The 17236-nt window shown below is 37.9% G+C and carries 22 protein-coding genes and 3 pseudogenes; 8 read left to right on the plus strand and 17 right to left on the minus strand.

The features are described from left to right. Nucleotides 1-141: 141 nt before the first annotated feature. Both K2F26_RS12790 and K2F26_RS12795 read right to left on the minus strand, forming a co-directional pair. Entirely contained in the window at nucleotides 142-543 is a 402-nt protein-coding gene (locus tag K2F26_RS12790; RefSeq protein WP_071188352.1) for a VOC family protein, read from the minus strand. A gap of 114 nt (nucleotides 544-657) precedes the next feature. Next, nucleotides 658-948 (minus strand): hypothetical protein, encoded by a 291-nt coding sequence (locus tag K2F26_RS12795; protein ID WP_220608132.1) that lies wholly within the window; start codon nucleotides 946-948, stop codon nucleotides 658-660. 515 nt (nucleotides 949-1463) lie between these two features. Between K2F26_RS12795 and K2F26_RS12800 the strand changes: the two genes are divergently transcribed. Continuing rightward, a complete protein-coding gene (locus K2F26_RS12800; protein ID WP_220608133.1) occupies nucleotides 1464-1676 on the plus strand; it encodes a hypothetical protein in 213 nt (70 codons plus the stop codon). Here K2F26_RS12800 and K2F26_RS12805 read toward each other — a convergent pair. Genes K2F26_RS12805 through mazE form a run of 3 tightly spaced genes read right to left on the minus strand, consistent with a single transcriptional unit; the run spans nucleotide 1673 to nucleotide 2726 of the window. Then, entirely contained in the window at nucleotides 1673-2128 is a 456-nt protein-coding gene (locus K2F26_RS12805) for a DUF29 domain-containing protein (RefSeq protein ID WP_220608134.1), read from the minus strand. The genes K2F26_RS12800 and K2F26_RS12805 overlap by 4 nt on opposite strands. Nucleotides 2129-2149: 21 nt before the next feature. After that, the gene (locus K2F26_RS12810; RefSeq protein ID WP_220608135.1) at nucleotides 2150-2509 is read right to left on the minus strand and encodes a type II toxin-antitoxin system PemK/MazF family toxin; all 360 of its coding nucleotides are present in this window, start codon (nucleotides 2507-2509) and stop codon (nucleotides 2150-2152) included. Next, nucleotides 2496-2726: a type II toxin-antitoxin system MazE family antitoxin gene (mazE, locus tag K2F26_RS12815; RefSeq protein ID WP_220608136.1), complete on the minus strand. Its 231-nt coding sequence runs from the start codon at nucleotides 2724-2726 to the stop codon at nucleotides 2496-2498. The genes K2F26_RS12810 and mazE overlap by 14 nt, the downstream gene beginning before the upstream one ends. A 336-nt stretch (nucleotides 2727-3062) precedes the next feature. Between mazE and K2F26_RS12820 the strand changes: the two genes are divergently transcribed. Together K2F26_RS12820 and K2F26_RS12825 are read left to right on the plus strand one after the other, a co-directional pair. After that, nucleotides 3063-3479: an element excision factor XisH family protein gene (locus K2F26_RS12820; RefSeq protein WP_220608137.1), complete on the plus strand. Its 417-nt coding sequence runs from the start codon at nucleotides 3063-3065 to the stop codon at nucleotides 3477-3479. Continuing rightward, nucleotides 3467-3808 (plus strand): XisI protein, encoded by a 342-nt coding sequence (locus tag K2F26_RS12825; protein WP_220608138.1) that lies wholly within the window; start codon nucleotides 3467-3469, stop codon nucleotides 3806-3808. The genes K2F26_RS12820 and K2F26_RS12825 overlap by 13 nt, the downstream gene beginning before the upstream one ends. 118 nt (nucleotides 3809-3926) lie before the next feature. Here K2F26_RS12825 and K2F26_RS12830 read toward each other — a convergent pair whose 3' ends face one another. Then, on the minus strand, nucleotides 3927-4376 hold the full coding sequence (locus K2F26_RS12830) for a PIN domain-containing protein (RefSeq protein ID WP_220608139.1): 450 nt from the start codon (nucleotides 4374-4376) through the stop codon (nucleotides 3927-3929). A gap of 67 nt (nucleotides 4377-4443) precedes the next feature. On the opposite strand from K2F26_RS12830, the pseudogene K2F26_RS12835 reads away from it, so the two are divergent. Next, nucleotides 4444-4557: pseudogene (locus K2F26_RS12835) on the plus strand (type II toxin-antitoxin system RelE family toxin); the annotation flags it as partial. 122 nt (nucleotides 4558-4679) lie between these two features. On the opposite strand, the gene K2F26_RS24770 reads toward K2F26_RS12835, so the two are convergent. From K2F26_RS24770 to K2F26_RS12870, 8 genes and pseudogenes are all read right to left on the minus strand, one after another. Beyond that, nucleotides 4680-4880, minus strand: coding sequence for a type II toxin-antitoxin system VapC family toxin (locus K2F26_RS24770; RefSeq protein WP_246605349.1), 201 nt, complete (start codon nucleotides 4878-4880; stop codon nucleotides 4680-4682). 30 nt (nucleotides 4881-4910) lie between these two features. After that, nucleotides 4911-5120: a type II toxin-antitoxin system VapC family toxin gene (locus tag K2F26_RS24775; protein ID WP_246605350.1), complete on the minus strand. Its 210-nt coding sequence runs from the start codon at nucleotides 5118-5120 to the stop codon at nucleotides 4911-4913. Nucleotides 5121-5126: 6 nt separating this feature from the next. Further along, a complete protein-coding gene (locus tag K2F26_RS12845; RefSeq protein ID WP_220608140.1) occupies nucleotides 5127-5417 on the minus strand; it encodes a hypothetical protein in 291 nt (96 codons plus the stop codon). A gap of 111 nt (nucleotides 5418-5528) precedes the next feature. Then, nucleotides 5529-5984 carry a DUF29 domain-containing protein gene (locus tag K2F26_RS12850; protein ID WP_220608141.1) on the minus strand — a complete coding sequence of 152 codons (456 nt, stop codon included), beginning with the start codon at nucleotides 5982-5984 and terminating at the stop codon, nucleotides 5529-5531. Between the two features lie 60 nt (nucleotides 5985-6044). Beyond that, nucleotides 6045-6614, minus strand: a pseudogene (locus K2F26_RS12855) (ATP-binding cassette domain-containing protein); the annotation flags it as partial. Continuing rightward, nucleotides 6589-7710: an urea ABC transporter permease subunit UrtC gene (gene urtC / locus K2F26_RS12860; protein WP_220608142.1), complete on the minus strand. Its 1122-nt coding sequence runs from the start codon at nucleotides 7708-7710 to the stop codon at nucleotides 6589-6591. The gene urtC and the pseudogene K2F26_RS12855, both read right to left, overlap by 26 nt. A 19-nt stretch (nucleotides 7711-7729) precedes the next feature. Beyond that, nucleotides 7730-8797: pseudogene (locus K2F26_RS12865) on the minus strand (ABC transporter permease subunit); the annotation flags it as partial. A gap of 98 nt (nucleotides 8798-8895) precedes the next feature. Further along, entirely contained in the window at nucleotides 8896-9222 is a 327-nt protein-coding gene (locus K2F26_RS12870) for a YkvA family protein (protein ID WP_220608144.1), read from the minus strand. 226 nt (nucleotides 9223-9448) lie between these two features. Here K2F26_RS12870 and K2F26_RS12875 point away from each other — a divergent pair, with 226 nt between their 5' ends. From K2F26_RS12875 to K2F26_RS12885, 3 genes are all read left to right on the plus strand, one after another. Next, the gene (locus K2F26_RS12875) at nucleotides 9449-10246 is read left to right on the plus strand and encodes a MotA/TolQ/ExbB proton channel family protein (protein ID WP_220608145.1); all 798 of its coding nucleotides are present in this window, start codon (nucleotides 9449-9451) and stop codon (nucleotides 10244-10246) included. Further along, complete coding sequence (locus tag K2F26_RS12880) at nucleotides 10236-10898, plus strand: ExbD/TolR family protein (RefSeq protein WP_220608146.1); 663 nt, start codon at nucleotides 10236-10238, stop codon at nucleotides 10896-10898. The genes K2F26_RS12875 and K2F26_RS12880 overlap by 11 nt, the downstream gene beginning before the upstream one ends. Nucleotides 10899-11431: 533 nt before the next feature. Beyond that, entirely contained in the window at nucleotides 11432-11794 is a 363-nt protein-coding gene (locus tag K2F26_RS12885) for a phage holin family protein (protein WP_220608147.1), read from the plus strand. A 294-nt stretch (nucleotides 11795-12088) separates the two neighbouring features. Here the strand turns inward: K2F26_RS12885 and psb29 are convergent, their stop codons facing one another. From psb29 to hemF, 3 genes are all read right to left on the minus strand, one after another. Further along, on the minus strand, nucleotides 12089-12793 hold the full coding sequence (gene psb29, locus K2F26_RS12890; protein ID WP_220608148.1) for a photosystem II biogenesis protein Psp29: 705 nt from the start codon (nucleotides 12791-12793) through the stop codon (nucleotides 12089-12091). Nucleotides 12794-12921: 128 nt separating this feature from the next. Beyond that, nucleotides 12922-13296 (minus strand): STAS domain-containing protein, encoded by a 375-nt coding sequence (locus tag K2F26_RS12895; RefSeq protein WP_220608149.1) that lies wholly within the window; start codon nucleotides 13294-13296, stop codon nucleotides 12922-12924. Nucleotides 13297-13772: 476 nt separating this feature from the next. Then, complete coding sequence (hemF, locus tag K2F26_RS12900) at nucleotides 13773-14819, minus strand: oxygen-dependent coproporphyrinogen oxidase (RefSeq protein WP_220608150.1); 1047 nt, start codon at nucleotides 14817-14819, stop codon at nucleotides 13773-13775. Between the two features lie 591 nt (nucleotides 14820-15410). On the opposite strand from hemF, the gene K2F26_RS12905 reads away from it, so the two are divergent. Next, nucleotides 15411-16649: an RNA-guided endonuclease InsQ/TnpB family protein gene (locus tag K2F26_RS12905; RefSeq protein WP_220608151.1), complete on the plus strand. Its 1239-nt coding sequence runs from the start codon at nucleotides 15411-15413 to the stop codon at nucleotides 16647-16649. The last annotated feature ends 587 nt before the right edge of the window (nucleotides 16650-17236 follow it).

The raw sequence follows: 17236 nt of genomic DNA on the forward strand, positions 1-17236 counted from the left end.
ACCACGTTCGCGTAGCGTCCCGCAGGGATAGACACGAAGAACACGAAGAAAAAGAACGAAAGAATTAACTTGCCTTTTAATTTGAGAATTAAAAGGCAAGTTTTTTATTTAAGTAAAGAAGTGGTAGATTCGTTGGCATAATCAATTTGAGTTAGGCCAATAAGCTCCTATTTCATGACCATCTGGGTCTTTAACAGAAGCACTATAAGAATTATCTGCGCTGAAGCCAGGTTTTTGAACTTCATTAGCTCCGTTTGCAATAGCAGTTGTAAAAAACGCATCTATGGCACTTTTATCCTTAGCTTGAAAACTAACCGAACGGCTAAAAATTTGGATATTTTCAGAAGAATAATTTGGAGATTCAATAATGGACAACCTTTTTAAATCTTCATTTAAACCGTATTCTACTTCACGTATACCTTGTGATTCAAGTTGATTACAGCGTGGAACATCTAATGTTGCCATTACAATATCATAGAAAGCCAAGCTACGCTCAAAATTGGATACAGGAAAACTAGGATAAAAGTTGGTAGTAATGCTCATTTTTTAGAAATTTTTGAACTCAATTTATATACATTTTAAAGGTAACATAAGTAAAGACCTTGGTTAGTCTTCTATAATAAATATAATTTATAATTTTCCCTATAAAATTTAACATTATTTATATTCATCACATTGACGTGAATTAGGAACACCTCCATACATTTGTTTGGCTCTTTCTCGTCTATCTTGTTCCCAGCATTCTTGATACTTTTGATAGGAAGACTTTTCAAATTGCTGGGGATTCATCATTACATAAAGCACCCCAGAGATTATAATTGAAAGAAAAATTACCAATGTTAAGTTTAAACTGAGGTCTTTAGCTTTCTCATCCTTCTTTATCTGCTCGGAATTTTTACCAGTTATTCTTTGAGTGATCATATCAGCTATAAATACAGAAAACATCATCAGTATTATAGTAACCCACCAATTCAGATACAAACAGTAAATAAAACATATCAAAGACAATAACATTAAGATAGTAGATAAACACCCAGGCTGCTTATTGTGATTCATTTTGGTTACTATTAGTTATTAATGGAAAGAATAAAATTGTATAGCCAATACTTGTAAAGTAATTTATTTATTATACCAAAAATCTTGCTTTAATTAAAGTATACTACTTAGGGCTTGCAATGTCCAAAACTTCTAAAGTGCGATCGCTCTCTATTCTCCTCTTCCTTCGTGTTCTTCGTGTCTTCGTGGTTCGTTAAAAAAGGACATTGGGAAAACACCAGGATACTTTGCGTCTTTGCTCCTTTGCGTCTTTGCGCGAAACTCTCTGCGTTCTCTGCGTCTCTGCGTGAAATAAAAAAAGGATGTTGGGAAGTTGAGGGGGTGCGTTAGCGTTAGCTTACCGAAGGTATCGCTGTTTGGGAAGTTGAGGGGGTGCGTTAGCGTTAGCTTACCGAAGGTATCGCTGTTTGGGAAGTGGAGGGAGTGCGATCGCTGTTTGGGGAGTTGAGGAGGTGCGATCGCTTTTGGGGAAGTTGGAGGAATTGCGATCGCTGTTTGGGAAGTTGAGGGGATGCGATCGCTTTTGGGAGGTTGAGGGGATGCGATCGCTTTTGGGGGAGTTGAAGGGATGCGATATTTGGGGGTGTGTGCGATCGCTTAACAACAACAAATATAATTAAACTGGGAAAAAATCAGCATCTAAAATTTCATCAGCAGAAAAAGGATTATCATGAGGAAAAATAGATAAAGGAAGTCCAGTTTCAATCGCTGCTTCTTTACGAGCGTGTTGATAGCAATTATCCAAAACTTCTATATAATACCCTTTTAAACTGGGACTATCTAAAAACGTTTCTTGTAATCTTTGACGATGTTCATAGATTGTATATAACCAACTATTTGACCTATTTTGAGGTTGAAACTTGTATTTAAGCAAGTGCATAATTAAAACTCGTAAATTACTTTTTAAAGCATTTTTTTCACTTCTTCCCATACTTTCAATTTCTTCAATTAAATTTTCTAATTCTAATTCTGAAAACTGCTTATTCTTTAGTAAAGAAGCGGTTTTTTCAATCCATAAATTATAATCTTGGTCATAAAGATTATTAGTTAATATCATAGATTGATGTGTCATAGTTTTCTCCTTAATAAAAAATTAAACCCCAAATCCCAAAACCACATCCAAAGCAGTCCGAATTTCTTCCCAATATTCAGTTTCTAAAATACCCACCAACCCCAAAACCCGACGATAATCAACAGAACGAATTTGAGCAACATCAATAAAACGATCCTGATCTAATCCATTAGTTGCTGTTGCTTTGACATTGACAATATAGGGAGCTTGCTTACTTCCTGGTCGAAATGGCATCACAATTGTTAATAATCCATATTGATTCATAATATCATTTTTAACTATTAAACAAGCACGGATTTTTTGTGCTTCTGCTCCCACAGTTGGATCAAGATTTACCCAGCGAATTTCACCCCGTTTATAAGTTAAATTACCCTCTGGCATTAATACCATCTCCAGCTACATGATCCCAAGCAGAAATCTCATTTTGATATTCTAAATCTTTTGCATCTTCTTGCAGTGCCGCAATTATTTCTGCTTCTAAAATTTTACGTCTTTGTTCTGCCAATATTGCATTAATATAGGCGCTACGATTACCTTTTGCTTGTTGATCAATAAATTTCAATATATCTTCTTCTAAAGTAATTGTGACTTTCATCATTTTGTATGACTCATTTATCTTACCAATCAATCATACCACTTTTTTGACAATTTGCAAATAATCTGCGTTCCCTGTGTCTGTGCGGTTCGTTAACAAGGGGATGTTTGGGAAGTTGAAGGAAGTGCGTTAGCGTTCACGTAGTGTTCCGCAGGAAAGCTTACCGTTCGCGTAGCGTCTCGAAGAGAAGGTATCGCTGTTTGGGAGTTGAGGGGGTGCGTTAGCGAAGCTTACCGAAGGTATCGCTGTTTGGTGAGGTTGGAGGGAGTGCGTTAGCGAAGCTTACCGAAGGTATCGCTATATAGTGATAAACTATGATAATTGATCTATACTTAAAGTATGCCCAAACTAGACATTATTCATAACGTTGTTAAAAATGCACTAATCAAAGATGGTTGGATAATTACAGATGATCCTTACTTAATTCAATATAGAACAACAACACTATATGCTGATCTTGGTGCTGAACGTCCCATAGCAATTGAAAAATCAGGACAAAAACTGGTAGTTGAAGTCAAAAGTTTTATTGGTACATCAAAGATACAAGATTTAAAAGAAGCTCTCGGCCAATATGATATCTATCTTTACCTATTAGAAGCAACCGCACCAGACCGTAAACTCTATATTGCCATTAGTGAAACTGCATATAAAAGTTTTTTCACACAGGATATTATTCAACTAATTCTTAACCGACATCAACTTCCGTTAATTGTTGTAGATATAGAAACAGAGGAAATTAAACAATGGATAAATTAACAGATTACCCCAAAATCATCAAACAAATTTTAAAGGAATATGTAGAATTATCTCAGAGTCATCCCCAAAAAGATATAGAAACATTCTTAATTAGCGATGACGAAAAAGGTCATTATATTTGGATGAATCTTGGTTGGCAAAATGGTGAAAGAATTACAGGAATAACTGTTTATGTTCGCCTACATAATGGTAAATTTTGGATAGAAGAAGATTGGACAGAAGAAGGTATTGCTACTGATTTAGTTCGCGTTGGTGTTCCTAAAGAAGATATTGTTTTAGCTTTTCATGAACCGAAAATGCGGGAATATACAAATTTTGCAGTTGCTTAGTTTAGTTATTTCTTACTTTGCTTGAAACAAAAACAAAACAGCAATATTTGGGAAGATGTGCGATTCCTACGTAACATTTTGCGATAGCGAAGCGCGACATAGGAATCGCTCTCACATTTTAAATTTCTCCCCATTCCCTAGCATTAATAAAAATAGAAAGATGCTTTTTATTACTCGTGGCAATAATTACCTCATGACCATAATTAGCAACTAAAATAGATTGAGCAGCTAAAATAACATCACCATCTAAAGCTTTATTATCTGCTGTAGATTTACCTTTATTTCTAGCTTCAGCCCATAATTCTGCTGCTTTTAACATCACTTCCGTTGTCATAGGAAGATAAATAATTTCTGCTTTCAATTGATTAAGTTTTTTAATTCCTGATAACTTATTTGCTCTTAATAATTCCCGTCTAATTTCATAATCTATAATTTCCGGTAAAATTACCTCATAACCTCTTTCAAAAAGATTATAAAACCATTCTTGAGATTGCACAGCTAGAGGATTCGCTTTAGGATTAGTAATTAATCCCACAGGTGCAGAATCTAAAACAATAACCTTACTCATTTTATCTTAAATTGAAATACCATTCATAGATTCAATAACTTCTAAAGTTTCCTGTTGTTCTTGTTGTCGTATTGATCAAGGTGAATATAGAATTTTGTACACCATTGATGATGATAATCAATTAGTTGATGTTTTTCGAGTTGGTAAACGTAATGATGATGAAGTTTATAAAAACTTGTAACTTGATCGCTGTTTGGGAAGTTGAGGGAGTGCGTTAGCGAAGCTTACCGAAGGTATCGCTGTTTGGGAAGTTGAGGGAGTGCGTTAGCGAAGCTTACCGAAGGTATCGCTCATCCAATGTAATTAAACAACATTACGTGGATCGACAACTACAATATCCGAAAAACGCCTAAAATCATCAACATTAAATGTCAATAAATGTGTGATATTATGAGCTAACATAGCTGCTACTAAACGAGCATCATGTACCTGTTTTCCCATCACTTGATATTGAATAACCAGAGATTCCCACTCAGTAAAAATTTGTGGTATATCTAATTCCAATATAAATATCTTTTTAAGTTTTGCGCTTTCTTATTCAGCTTGAGTGATAGATAAACCTAACCCATTTTTATCAAGAGGTCTGGTAGCAACAGCCCAAAATTCAATTATATTTTGTGGAATAATACATAAAAAATCACCTTGCTTTTTGAGCGTTAAAATTGCCCTTTGAGTATCAAGGTGCATGGGACTGTTTTTTTGTACCAAACGCAGTAAAATATTAGTATCTACCAGATATTTCATAATATTTTATAAGAGGTTATCTTCTCTGGTATAAATACTGTCTCTACTAATAGCTGCATCTGAAAGTGGTGGTGCTACAGCAAAAGCAGGACTATTGATTAAATTCATTAGTGCTGTTTCCCAATCTTCCTCAGTTGTTACTTGAGACAAAGACATTTCTTCTTGATTTTTCAAACTATCTTCAATCAAATATTCAAGATAAGATTCAATTGATAAACCTTGTTTAGTAGCTTGGTTAATCAGACGAGCTTCTATTTCTGGTTTCAATTGTATTTGTATAGGTTTATGTTGTTTCATCTTCTTCGATGCTGCTTAATTAATATCAAGTAAAGCTGATGATTAACTGGATATATTAAAAGTATATCAGATATAAACACCGAAGGTATCACTTGATAACAGAAATTATAATTAAACTGGAAAAAAATCAGCATCTAAAATTTCATCAGAGGAAAAAGGATTATCTTGAGGAAAAATAGATAAAGGAAGTCCAGTTTCAATCGCTGCTTCTTTACGAGCGTGGTGATAACAATTATCCAAAACTTCTAAATAATAACCTTTTAAACTAGGACTATCTAAAAACGTATCTTGTAATCTTTGACGATGTTCATAGATTGTATACAACCAACTATTTGACCTGTTTTGAGGTTGAAACTTGTATTTAAGCAAGTGCATAATTAAAACTCGTAAATTACTTTTTAAAGCATTTTTTTCACTTCTTCCTATACTTTCAATTTCTTCAATTAAATGTTCTAATTCTAATTCTGAAAACTGCTTATTCTTTAATAAAGAAGCTGTTTTTTCAATCCATAAATTATAATCTTTTGCATAAAAATTATTACTTAATATCATAGATTGATGTGTCATAGTTCTCTCCTTAATTTCTGTAGTTTTTGTCTATTACAAAACGAAGTGCGGAATGTGGGTTAATAGTAGTTGTCCGATGTTGTAGGTTTCTTCATCTGTTAACCCTGCAACTGGTTCATCAACTAGTAATAAGTCGGGGGACTGTGCTACTAACATCCCAATTTCTAAACGTTGCTTTTCTCCGTGGGACAGTAAACCGGCGGGAATGTCTGCTTTAGGGGTTAAACCAACTGTTTCTAATAAGCCTTTAATACTATTATTTTCCGTGGGATGAGAGGGACGAAATAAGGTGGAAAATACATTTTTGTGGCGGTTAATAGTAATTTCTAGGTTGTCACGGGGAGTTAAGTTTAAGTAAATTCGCGGTGTTTGGAATTTCCGCCCAATTCCTAAGCGGGCGATTTTATGTTCAGGTAAAGAACGCAGATTTTTACCTTTGAATAAAACTCTCCCAATGGTTGGTTGTACTTTCCCGGTAATTACATCCAGAAAGGTGGTTTTTCCCGCACCGTTGGGTCCAATTACTACCCGCAATTCTCCCGCATCCATACTAAAGTTGAGTTGATTGATAGCTTTAAAACCATCAAAACTGACGGTGACATTTTCAGTTTCCAAGATTTTCGCGTTCATGTTGCACTTCTGGGTCCGCTTCTAAGGTGGGATACGTAGCGATGGGACGGGGGCGATGGAAAAAAGAAATCTGTTGCTTTTTTAACCATCCCATGAGACCGTCAGGTAAGACTGTGACGACTATTAAAAATAGTGCGCCTTGAAAAAATAGCCAAATTTCCGCAAATTGTTCACTTAAAAAAGTGCGGGCATAATTGACTAATAAAGTACCGACTATCGCCCCAGTTAAGGTAGCGCGTCCCCCCACCGCCACCCAAATCACCATTTCAATAGAAAAAGCAATATCCATGCTTCGGGGTGATACTGACCCACTTTGAAGTGTATAAAACGCTCCTGCTATCCCGGCGATCGCACCGGAAACCGCAAACACTAAAACTTTAAATTCTGTGGGGTTATAGCCCGAAAATCGCACCCGACTTTCATCATCTCGAATAGCGATTAATAATCGCCCAAAGCGTCCACTTGTCAACCAGCGACAAATACCATAGGTGAAGGCGAGAACAATTACCGTCAGCGTATAGAAAATGAATTGGGTTTGGGAGTCACTGACATTCACCCCAAACAAGGTTCTAAAACCTGTGAGTCCGTTAGTACCGTTAAACAGTTGTTGTTGACCATTAAAGAAGTTAAAAAATATAATCACTGCGGCTTGGGTCAAGATGGAAAAATAAACCCCCTTGAGGCGATTACGAAATACTAAGTATCCTAATAATCCCGCTAGTAAGCCAGGAATCAACACCACCCCCACGGTAGCGACGGGAAAAGAATAGAAAGGATACCAAAACCAAGGAAGTTCTTTAACACCATACAACCCCATAAAATCAGGTAATTCCCCTGGGGGGACTTGGAGTTTTAGGTACATAGCGATCGCATATCCCCCCAAACCGAAGAAAATCCCATGTCCCAAACTCAGCAACCCGGTATAACCCCAGATTAAATCCAGACCCAAAGCCACAATGGCCAGGGACAAAAACCGCCCCAGTAAATTTAACCGAAACCCCGACAGTATTGCTGGTATAATTAAAATCAGGATCAGTGCGATCGCCACCACCACCCCAATCTCAATTAAAATTAACCGTCCTCCCTTCCGACTCATGCTCTGCGTCCTTTCTGGTTTAAACATCAACAGTACGACCTTTCTGGGGAAAAATTCCCCCAGGCTTCCACTGTAAAAACGCGATAATCAGTGCAAACACTAACACCTTAGCCATACTTGTGGTCGCAAAGAAATTCAACACATCAGCTAAAGGTTGAATAGGAGATAACACCAAAGCTAGAGTCCCAGAACCAATTAAAAAATTAGCCGTACCAATTCCCAAAGCCGCCATAATAGTTCCTGCTAGATTCCCCACACCACCGACCACTACCACCATAAAGGTATCAATAATATAATTTTGTCCGGTGTTTGGCCCTACAGAACCCAGTAAACTAATAGCACAACCAGCCACACCAGCCAACCCCGAACCCAGAGCGAAGGTGATAGCATCCACTTTTTGAGTAGGGATACCCAAACAAGCACTCATACTGCGATTTTGGGTGACAGCACGAATCCTTAATCCCCAGTTAGAACGCTGTAAAAATAGATAAATTCCGGCTACACAAATTATTGTCAAACCCATAATAAACAAGCGAGCAAATGGTAATTGGAGACCACCTACAGACATTCCCCCTTGCAACCAACCAGGAGCCGTAACATCTACATTTTGAGCGCCAAACCAAGGTTGAGTCAATACTTGTTGCTCACTCAATAAATTTCCCATTGTTATTGTTATTCCCAGAGATAGTAACAACAACAATCCTACAAACCATTTACTAACTTTCCCCCCACTACTCCGAGCATTTAAAATCCGTAAACCTCCAAAAAACAACAGACAAAATAGGAATATGCCAATTACTAATAACCAATTCACACTGCGAACAAACTGTTGAAAAATTAAACTCACCCCCCAAGTTGCTAGGAGAGTTTCTAAAGGTCGTCCATACAGATAACGAATCACGCCCCGTTCTAACACTAACCCCACAACAGCAGTGAATAGAAAAGCAGTTATCAAAGCCAAAAATATATAAGAATCAAACCACACTCCGCCCAACTGTTTGCAGCCATTTTGTACTACAAAAGTTGTATAAGCTCCCAACATCATCAATTCACCATGAGCCATATTAATCACTGGTAATCTAGTAAAATTCTGATTTGATTAACAACCAGTCTACTTACATCTAAAAGCTGATTACTGATTACTGATTACTGATAGCTGAATGCTTACGTATTTTGTCGCTAAAACTACTTCACAGAAACAGCATCAACATCAACCGTATTATCTACAGTATTATCTACAGTATTATCTGTAGATGTAGACTCATTGACGCTAGATTCTACATTACCTTTACGAGCTTTCCAACCGTCAATTACCAATCCAGAAACTTCTGAAACCAGCAAAGTTAACAAAACAAGGTCATCAATTTGACCAACAACAGGGATAAAATCAGGAGCAATATCAATAGGACTAACAAGATAAGCTATTGTACCGATAATTACCCACCAACGATATTTAGGGTTACGCAGTACATTGCGATACCAAGTGTAAAGCGATTGAATAGAGAAGCTCATATTTTTAACCTCTAGTACCTGCAATTAACTTTTATTTTGGCAAATTATTCTCTAAACTCCCGGTGGGAATAACCGCCCTTTGGAGTATAGAAGATGGGTAATAGTCATGCTTTGTTAACTACTTACCTAGCGATAGAGTAGGTGAGTGTGGTAATGGTGCATTAATCTTTAAAATTAAAATGCCCTAGCATAGTTGCTCTAGTAATGGAGAGAGGAAACCTACAAAGTGGATATTTTAGATTTGTTTAACAAGGGCGGTCCAGCCATGTGGCCTTTGCTGGTGCTGTCAGTCTTATCTTTGAGTGTGATTTTTGAGCGTCTTTGGTTCTGGTTGCGAATTTTGACCCAGGAAAAAGAAATAGTAGAGCGCGTTTTAGATGCTGCTACAGATAACTGGGAAATAGCTACGGAAATCGCCCAAAAAGCCATTGATAAGCCCATAGGACGTTTTCTCTATGCACCCCTACGCTTACAAAAAAGTGATGCGGAAACCTTCCGACTAGCGTTAGAGTCCACAGCAGCAGAAGAAGTAGCAGGGATGCGGAGAGGAGAAAAACTCTTAGAATCTGTAATTGCCCTCTCCCCACTGTTAGGATTATTGGGTACGGTTTTAGGTTTGATTCAGTCTTTGCGAGCAATTAGAATAGGTGACTTGGGTACTGAATCTACAGCAGGGGTAACTACAGGGATTGGCGAATCTTTGATTAGTACGGCCGCTGGGTTAATAGTTGCGATCGTGACTTTGGTATTTTATCGCCTGTTTCAAGGTTTTGTTGTCAACCAAGTTAAAGTTTTTAATAAAGCTGGCAATGATTTAGAGTTGCTGTACCGTCAGTCTCCACCAGATCCCAACAAAAGTACATTAGGAATAGTACAGAAACCCACACAGGAAAGTTTTACTTCACCCCGTAAGCGACGCAAAAATAATTCTACTCCAACCCCAGAACCTGCTTCAGATACAACAGATAAAACAGACCAAAATCCCCTTCCTGACTCCCCACCAGAGCTAGAAAATGAAAGTTAACTTACATACTCCCATCGAAGAAGTTCAAATTCAAATCATTCCTTTAATTGATGTTGTTTTTTGTATCCTGACTTTCTTTTTGTTAGCAGCTTTGCAATTTACCAGACAACAGGCAATTAATGTGGATTTACCCAAAGCCAGTACAGGTACAACTTCCGCTGCTAGTTCACAGCTACGAAGTGACATTTTACCTGTAACTATTGATGCTGTTGGTCAAATTTACATTGAAAAAGAAGCTGTCAGACGGGAAGAGTTGCAAGCACGATTAAAGCAGTATATCCAAACAAATCCTAATGGTATTTTGGTGCTGAATGCCTCTCGTACAGCAACTTATAATGATGTGATTCAAACATTAGATTTGCTCCGACAAGTGGGAGGTAATCGTGTTTCTTTGGGAATTATTCCTGGAGCATCTCAACCACTGACTAATTCACCAAACTTTTCTACTACCCCGGTTGTACCAATACCTAACACTGTACCAATTCCGGGAACTGACTCCCAAAATAATTTTAACCCTTCTCTACCCTCTGCACCCAATCCATTTCCAGCACCAGCGCAAGGGATTAATCCGGGAATTTCGCCCATAGTTCCCAACAACACTACACCCCAAGTACCTGTACCGCAAAATAGCGATTCTGCACCACAACGGTGATACAATTTTACCCAAATTTTCTCAGTCTAAATTCCCTCAAACCTTTTTGCATAATATGGGCTAGGGGGAATTTTATTTTTAGCAATATCAAGAAATATTAGATAAACCTAAAGATATTTAAAACAAATCGCCTGTAGAGAAAAACCTCTGCTAATTTATAAATAATTGGTTAAGCTACAAAGATTTTCCCATCAATAGACCAAGTATTTTATCGCGTAAATTCCGCTATCAGCACTCAGTGGGCGATTAGAAATCGCGGCTACATAGGCAAAACCCACCTGCGTGGGTTTAAAAGCCTTGATTTTTTATTAGTCCACAGAGGTGGATTTTGTTTGTGTAGTAGCGAATCACAGCAATTTCCGATGTAATGAGGTACACTATGGGCGGGCAAGATGCCCACCCCACAAGAGTTTTATGATGATGATTTGTACCTCATAGCAATGAAATCTGCTATATATTCGCCGATAGGGAAGCTTTTAAAACATTCTCTGACTTGATCGCCAATCACCATTTACGTTTCAAGGGTTGCGGCAATGAATATTACGACTCTGTTAATTGTTTGGATCGTCACGTCTATCAGTTTGTGGTTTATTAGTAAGTTGCCTGTGGGTGTGGAAATTGATTCTCCACAAAAAGCAGTTTTTTCCGCAGCATTTCTTGGTATTATTACCGCATTAGTTAGACCCATTTTAGGTGTTGTATTTACGATACCAAATTTAGCGACTTTTGAATTATTATCTGGTATCTTTACATTCATGATTGCTGTTGTTTGTTTTAGTATTGCTGCTTGGTTAGTAGAGGGTTTTCGCTTACGTTATGGTATTTGGAGTGCTGTTTTAGGAGCTTTTGCACTCACGATTATTAACAATATAATCTACAAATTGCTGGGTGTGTAAATAATTAATAATTCGTAATTCGTAATTCATAATTCGTAATTCGTAATTCGTAATTGTAAGCATTCAAGAATTAGCTTTCAGTAGTCAGATTTTTAATGGTTACAGAAAAATCACTATTTGATAATGAACAAATTTATCAAATATTCTGACTCCTGACCCCTAACTGCTGAATTCTTACTTGTAATTAGAATTGACAGCCTTGTACATTTTACTAATTGTCAATTAGGTTGCTGGGCATAAATAATCAATAATTTGATGCTCTGCAACTTTTAATTACGAATTACGAATTACAGATTATTCGTTACTCGGAGGAGCTACCGGAGCAGTGGATTGTTGCTGACGTTGATCGCGTTTTTTCCGATCCGCCGCCAGCATATCTGCCATTACTATCAGTGCTTGTGCCATCTTATCGAGATTAGAACGATATAGCTCTAAATCCTTGGTAATTTTATCTTCAGATAGGTGTAAACCTTGAGCGATCGCTTTTAGCGCCTCATTACGTTGCTGGTCATCTTTGACAAATTCAGCATCTGCCAATTCCAATAATGAGAATAAACCAATGGCAAACAAGCGGCTGTATTTAAAATGAGGATTTTGAGCAATAGCTTGTAGTTGTGTTTGTAAATCAGCATCTTGATAGAATTGAGTGGTTTGGCTCAACCAAGCAATTAAATCCTTAACTGGCAAACTATGTGCTACAGCTTGCAATCTAGCCGCATCTTGTCGATACCGTTGCGGATCTTGCTCTACAGCCTGAATCATGGCGTTAAAAATAGATGCTAAGTCCTGTTCCGGTTGATAGCCTTGCATGAAGCGGTCAAAAGTGGTGACAACCCCCAAGGCATAAATTGGATTGTAGCTAAAATCAACATTTACTGACAGCAGATGCATTTCCACCATCAACTCTTCCACTACCCGACGGTAAATAGTGTTGATGGGACGGGTATGAAGATTATAGAAAGTTCGCTTTGTATCAGAGACAGTACGGACGTTATTCACAAAGAAAATGTTAAGGGCGACGTATTTTTATTTTCTCGTTTAAAGGCTACTTTGCCAAGTTATGCAGGATATGAGGTTAACAGCTAGTTTCGCAAAAATTCTCTTTTTCCCCTTCTGACTCCTGACTCCTATTCGTTATTAACCAAGTTGGGGAATAATCTTTCCAAAGCTTCTGCTTCAGTTTCAAAAATTTCAAAGACTGTATCCATCATTGTCACCTCAAAGACAAGTTTGGCCTCTGGATGGATATTGCAGATGCAAAAACTGCCCTTGGCTTTATCAGCATCACGCATTCCCGCCACTAAGGAAGTAAGACCAGAACTATCAATAAAATTTACCTGCTCCAGATTGACAACTACATGACGACTGAGTTTAGAAATACACTCTTGTAACTTCAGGCGAAATTGCCAAGCAGTAGTGATGTCTAAACGATGATCAGTTGGTTTCAAGACAATTACAGTATTCCCGTCTAGGTTAGTATAGGTTTTTTGGTCTATATTCACTGTTGTCTCCGTGATATTGTCCTGAAATTGACACTCCGTTATATAAAACCTACTCAAATCTATTTATGTGCCGACAGGCTGACTGTACGGAACTCTGTTTGATCTGGGAAATGAGCCAGCTATAACTACAAACTGGGCATTTTGACTCAATGTCTATATTGTAGTAGTTTAACTCACTGAAGCAGTGGTAAGTATCTAGATTCACGAGATTCCCAATTAATCTATTGAGGCTGGGTTTGGGGAATTTTCGGTTTCTTGGTGAATGGAAAGCAGAGTTCTCTAGAGATAAAGTGTATCTTTTTCAGACAAACGCGACTATTTGCCTAAATATCCTTTACTAAGACCAGATCACAAATATCTTCTTTCATCCTATTTCCTCAAACCAGCCCAAACCCTTGATTGTTCATCGACCAGCCCCAGTCCTGTCTCCTGGATCTAGATAAATGTGTGGAATTTTACTGTGTTACCAACACTTGTTACTGTTGATTTAGTTTCCAGTTTATCCAATCTTGTGGTTTCAGAAAAGTTTCATAAAGTTCAGCTTCGGGAGAATTGGGTTCTGGTTGGTAGCCATATTCCCAACGAACTAAAGGTGGTAGAGACATGAGAATTGATTCTGTGCGTCCATTGGTTTGCAGACCAAAAATTGTGCCTCGGTCATAAACCAAGTTAAATTCTACATATCTTCCCCGACGGTATAGCTGGAAATTCCGTTGGCGATCGCCATATTCCATGCCATGTCTTTTCTTGACAATTGGTACATAAGCTGGTAAGAAAGCTCCACCACAATCTTGCACCAAAGAGAATAACTGTTCCCAAGTGCGTGGAGGTAATGCTCCCACTTGATTACTATAATTTGCGGCTTCTCCTTTGGGATCAGGTCCGCGATAAATAGCACCTTGGCCATCTTGGTAATCTAAAAACAGACCACCAACACCTCTAGTTTCACCCCGATGCTTGAGGTAGAAATATTCATCACACCAGCGTTTAAACACAGGATAATATTCTGGGTGATGTTGATCGCAAGCTTGTTTCAAAGTTTGATGGAAATGAGCAGCATCTTCAGCAAAGGGGTAATAAGGTGTTAAATCCGCACCACCACCAAACCACCAAACTGGACCTGCTTCAAAATAACGATAATTTAAATGCACTGTAGGTACATAAGGGTTACGAGGGTGTAACACCAAAGAAGTACCTGTTGCATAAAAACCGTGACCTGTTGCTTCTGGGCGCTGGGCTAAAATTGACGGGGGAAGATGGGAACCCCAAACTTCAGAAAAATTTACACCAGCTTGTTCAAAAATAGCGCCATCACGCAAGACACGCGATCGCCCACCACCCCCTTCTGGACGCTCCCAACTGTCTTCCATAAACTTACCAACACCATCCAATGCTTCCAAAGCTTGGGTGATTTCGTCTTGTAATTGTTTCATAAACTGACTAACTCTAGCCTGAGCGTCAGGTGCAGGAAGAAACTTAGATGATTCTGTTGTGAGAGTGGGGGTTTGCGAGTTGGTCAACATAGATTCCCGAACCTAAAATTACAATTTTTGTGCAAGCTACAAATTTCCATTTTAAAAATTTCTTGACAATTAGAGCCAAAAACCTGGCGCAATTTGCCAAAACTGCTTTTTCTGATGAGTGGTCAAAACCAATAGATTATTTTGACCATGCCAATTTTAGATTTTGGATTTTGGATTTTGGATGATTTTTTACTTCCAGCCCTGCCCCTTGTGGGCAGAACAAATCTAACACCTCAATCTCAAATCCCCAAACTGCGTCCCCTTGTCGGCGCAGTCAATCTAAAATACTCGCTGCGCTGCGTACGCTTCGCTAACGCAAATCTAAAATCCAAAATTGATTGACTAAAGCTATTTTCCATCAAATGCGTATAGGCTTGTAGATTCATTAAGTTTCTTTGCAATAATTATGGAGATATTTCTGTTATTAACACCAGAACCTAGAGAATTAGTCCACAAAGCAGCCGATTTTCTGTATGGTATTGGGTTTGAATAAGAAAAATATAGTCATATATAGTCAGATATTAACAATTGATTGACACAAATACAAAATAATGTTATTATACATGGTCATGTTTTGTGTGTGTATCATATATGCAAGTAGTGGAGCGGCATATCATTCAAAGAAATCATCCCCATTATCAGGAGATTGATCAATTATGTTTTGCTGCCAAAAACCTCTACAATTATGCTAACTTTCACATTCGCCAAAGTTTTATCTTTGCTCAAAAATACCTCGATTACAATTGTTTAGCAAAACAATTAAAATCAACAGAACCATACCAAACCTTACCAGCCAAAGTTGCCCAACAAGTATTATTAGGGCTACATCGCAACTGGTCATCTTTTTTTGCAGCAATTAAAGCTTATGCAGAAGATAAATCTCAGTTTTTAGGTAGACCGAAACTACCCAAATATAAACACAAAGAAAAAGGTAGACATTTATTAGTTTACACAGCCCAAGCAGTGAGTAAACCCAAAATGAAAGCCGGGTTGATTCATCTGTCACAAACACAGATTCACATTCCTACGAAAGTAGACTATTGTGATCTCAATCAAGTCAGAATTGTTCCCAAAATTGACCATTATGTAGTAGAAGTTGTCTATAAAAAGGAGGAAACAGATTATAGTTTAGACAGTAATGCTATAGCAGCGATTGATTTAGGAATAGATAATTTAGCAACTTTAACATCAAACCAGCCGGGATTTTTACCAGTTCTGGTTTCCGGGCGGATTATCAAATCAATTAATCGTTATTATAATCAAAGAAAAGCTCAAATACAATCTTTACTACCAAGTCATCAAAAGACATCTAAAAGATTACAAAGTTTAACTAGAAAACGGAATTTTCGAGTAGATGATTATTTGCATAAAGCCAGTCGCTTAATTATTGATCATTTGGTAAAGTGTGGGATTGGCACTTTAGTAATAGGTCAAAATCCATTGTGGAAACAGAATACTAATTTAGGCAGCAGAAATAATCAAAACTTTGTTTGTATTCCCCATACTCGATTTGTACAGCAGTTGAGTTATAAAGCGAAATTAGTAGGGATAAAGGTGTTAGTTTCCGAGGAGTCTTACACTTCTGTAGCTTCTTTTTTAGACCAAGATCCTATTCCTACTTATGGCAAGGCTGACTCCAAAGACGTTAAATTTAGTGGTCGCAGAATCAAAACTAAACTTTATAGAGCAGGTAATGGTTTATTGATTCATGCTGATGTTAATGGTAGTTTGAATATTTTACGTAAAGTAGTCCCGACAGCATTTAGTCTAGGGATAGAGGGCGTTGTAGTTCGCCCTGTCGGGCTTATTCCCGACAAACGAAAGGCATGAGATATTTGTCTATGTTTTTTGGAACTATCTGTAGTGAGCTAGTCCTAAGCTGGCGATTTTCTAGACAAAGCTATACTTATGTAGACAAAAATCAATTTCTCTTGAGTTAAAAAATCAACTATCTTGATATATAATCCTGGGATATCCAGTATTGAATTAAGACTATTGCCGACGCGAAAACCAAGCAATGATAGTGGTAGTCTTTTTGAAAATCTTAACTGCCCTTCGGGCGAGGCAAAAGGCAGGGGGCAGGAGGATGGAGAATTTTGAATTAAGAATAAAGCCTTTTTGACTCGCCCATTTGGGTTTAAGTCCCCCGCCATAATCTGGTGATTTGGCGGTCTATGATTGGAGGTGGGTTGAAAATCCCCTATAATCGGCCTCTTTCAAAACTGCCTTTCAACTCCTGCCTCCTTTCACACCAGAAAGATCGCGTTGGGCTACAGCGTGCAAGTCTACGGAGGGATAACCGCTCCCATGCTCCCGTTGAAGTAGAAAGTAAAGTCTAGCTTTGTCTAGGTTTTATATAGCAGTAGATAGCTTGACTCAAATTTTCCCAGATGCCAGAGTCACCAGACAGATTGTAG

Source organism: Sphaerospermopsis torques-reginae ITEP-024 (assembly GCF_019598945.1).
Classification (GTDB): Bacteria; Cyanobacteriota; Cyanobacteriia; order Cyanobacteriales; family Nostocaceae; genus Sphaerospermopsis.

What these genes read in the sequence shown, in the direction of transcription:
- K2F26_RS12790 (WP_071188352.1), bottom strand. Translation starts at nt 543, where the DNA reads ATGAGCATTACTACCAACTTTTATCCTAGTTTTCCTGTATCCAATTTT.
- K2F26_RS12795 (WP_220608132.1), bottom strand. Translation starts at nt 948, where the DNA reads ATGATGTTTTCTGTATTTATAGCTGATATGATCACTCAAAGAATAACT.
- K2F26_RS12805 (WP_220608134.1), bottom strand. Translation starts at nt 2,128, where the DNA reads ATGACACATCAATCTATGATATTAACTAATAATCTTTATGACCAAGAT.
- K2F26_RS12810 (WP_220608135.1), bottom strand. Translation starts at nt 2,509, where the DNA reads ATGCCAGAGGGTAATTTAACTTATAAACGGGGTGAAATTCGCTGGGTA.
- mazE (WP_220608136.1), bottom strand. Translation starts at nt 2,726, where the DNA reads ATGATGAAAGTCACAATTACTTTAGAAGAAGATATATTGAAATTTATT.
- K2F26_RS12820 (WP_220608137.1), top strand. Translation starts at nt 3,063, where the DNA reads ATGCCCAAACTAGACATTATTCATAACGTTGTTAAAAATGCACTAATC.
- K2F26_RS12825 (WP_220608138.1), top strand. Translation starts at nt 3,467, where the DNA reads ATGGATAAATTAACAGATTACCCCAAAATCATCAAACAAATTTTAAAG.
- K2F26_RS12830 (WP_220608139.1), bottom strand. Translation starts at nt 4,376, where the DNA reads ATGAGTAAGGTTATTGTTTTAGATTCTGCACCTGTGGGATTAATTACT.
- K2F26_RS24775 (WP_246605350.1), bottom strand. Translation starts at nt 5,120, where the DNA reads ATGAAATATCTGGTAGATACTAATATTTTACTGCGTTTGGTACAAAAA.
- K2F26_RS12845 (WP_220608140.1), bottom strand. Translation starts at nt 5,417, where the DNA reads ATGAAACAACATAAACCTATACAAATACAATTGAAACCAGAAATAGAA.
- K2F26_RS12850 (WP_220608141.1), bottom strand. Translation starts at nt 5,984, where the DNA reads ATGACACATCAATCTATGATATTAAGTAATAATTTTTATGCAAAAGAT.
- urtC (WP_220608142.1), bottom strand. Translation starts at nt 7,710, where the DNA reads ATGAGTCGGAAGGGAGGACGGTTAATTTTAATTGAGATTGGGGTGGTG.
- K2F26_RS12870 (WP_220608144.1), bottom strand. Translation starts at nt 9,222, where the DNA reads ATGAGCTTCTCTATTCAATCGCTTTACACTTGGTATCGCAATGTACTG.
- K2F26_RS12880 (WP_220608146.1), top strand. Translation starts at nt 10,236, where the DNA reads ATGAAAGTTAACTTACATACTCCCATCGAAGAAGTTCAAATTCAAATC.
- K2F26_RS12885 (WP_220608147.1), top strand. Translation starts at nt 11,432, where the DNA reads ATGAATATTACGACTCTGTTAATTGTTTGGATCGTCACGTCTATCAGT.
- hemF (WP_220608150.1), bottom strand. Translation starts at nt 14,819, where the DNA reads ATGTTGACCAACTCGCAAACCCCCACTCTCACAACAGAATCATCTAAG.
- K2F26_RS12905 (WP_220608151.1), top strand. Translation starts at nt 15,411, where the DNA reads ATGCAAGTAGTGGAGCGGCATATCATTCAAAGAAATCATCCCCATTAT.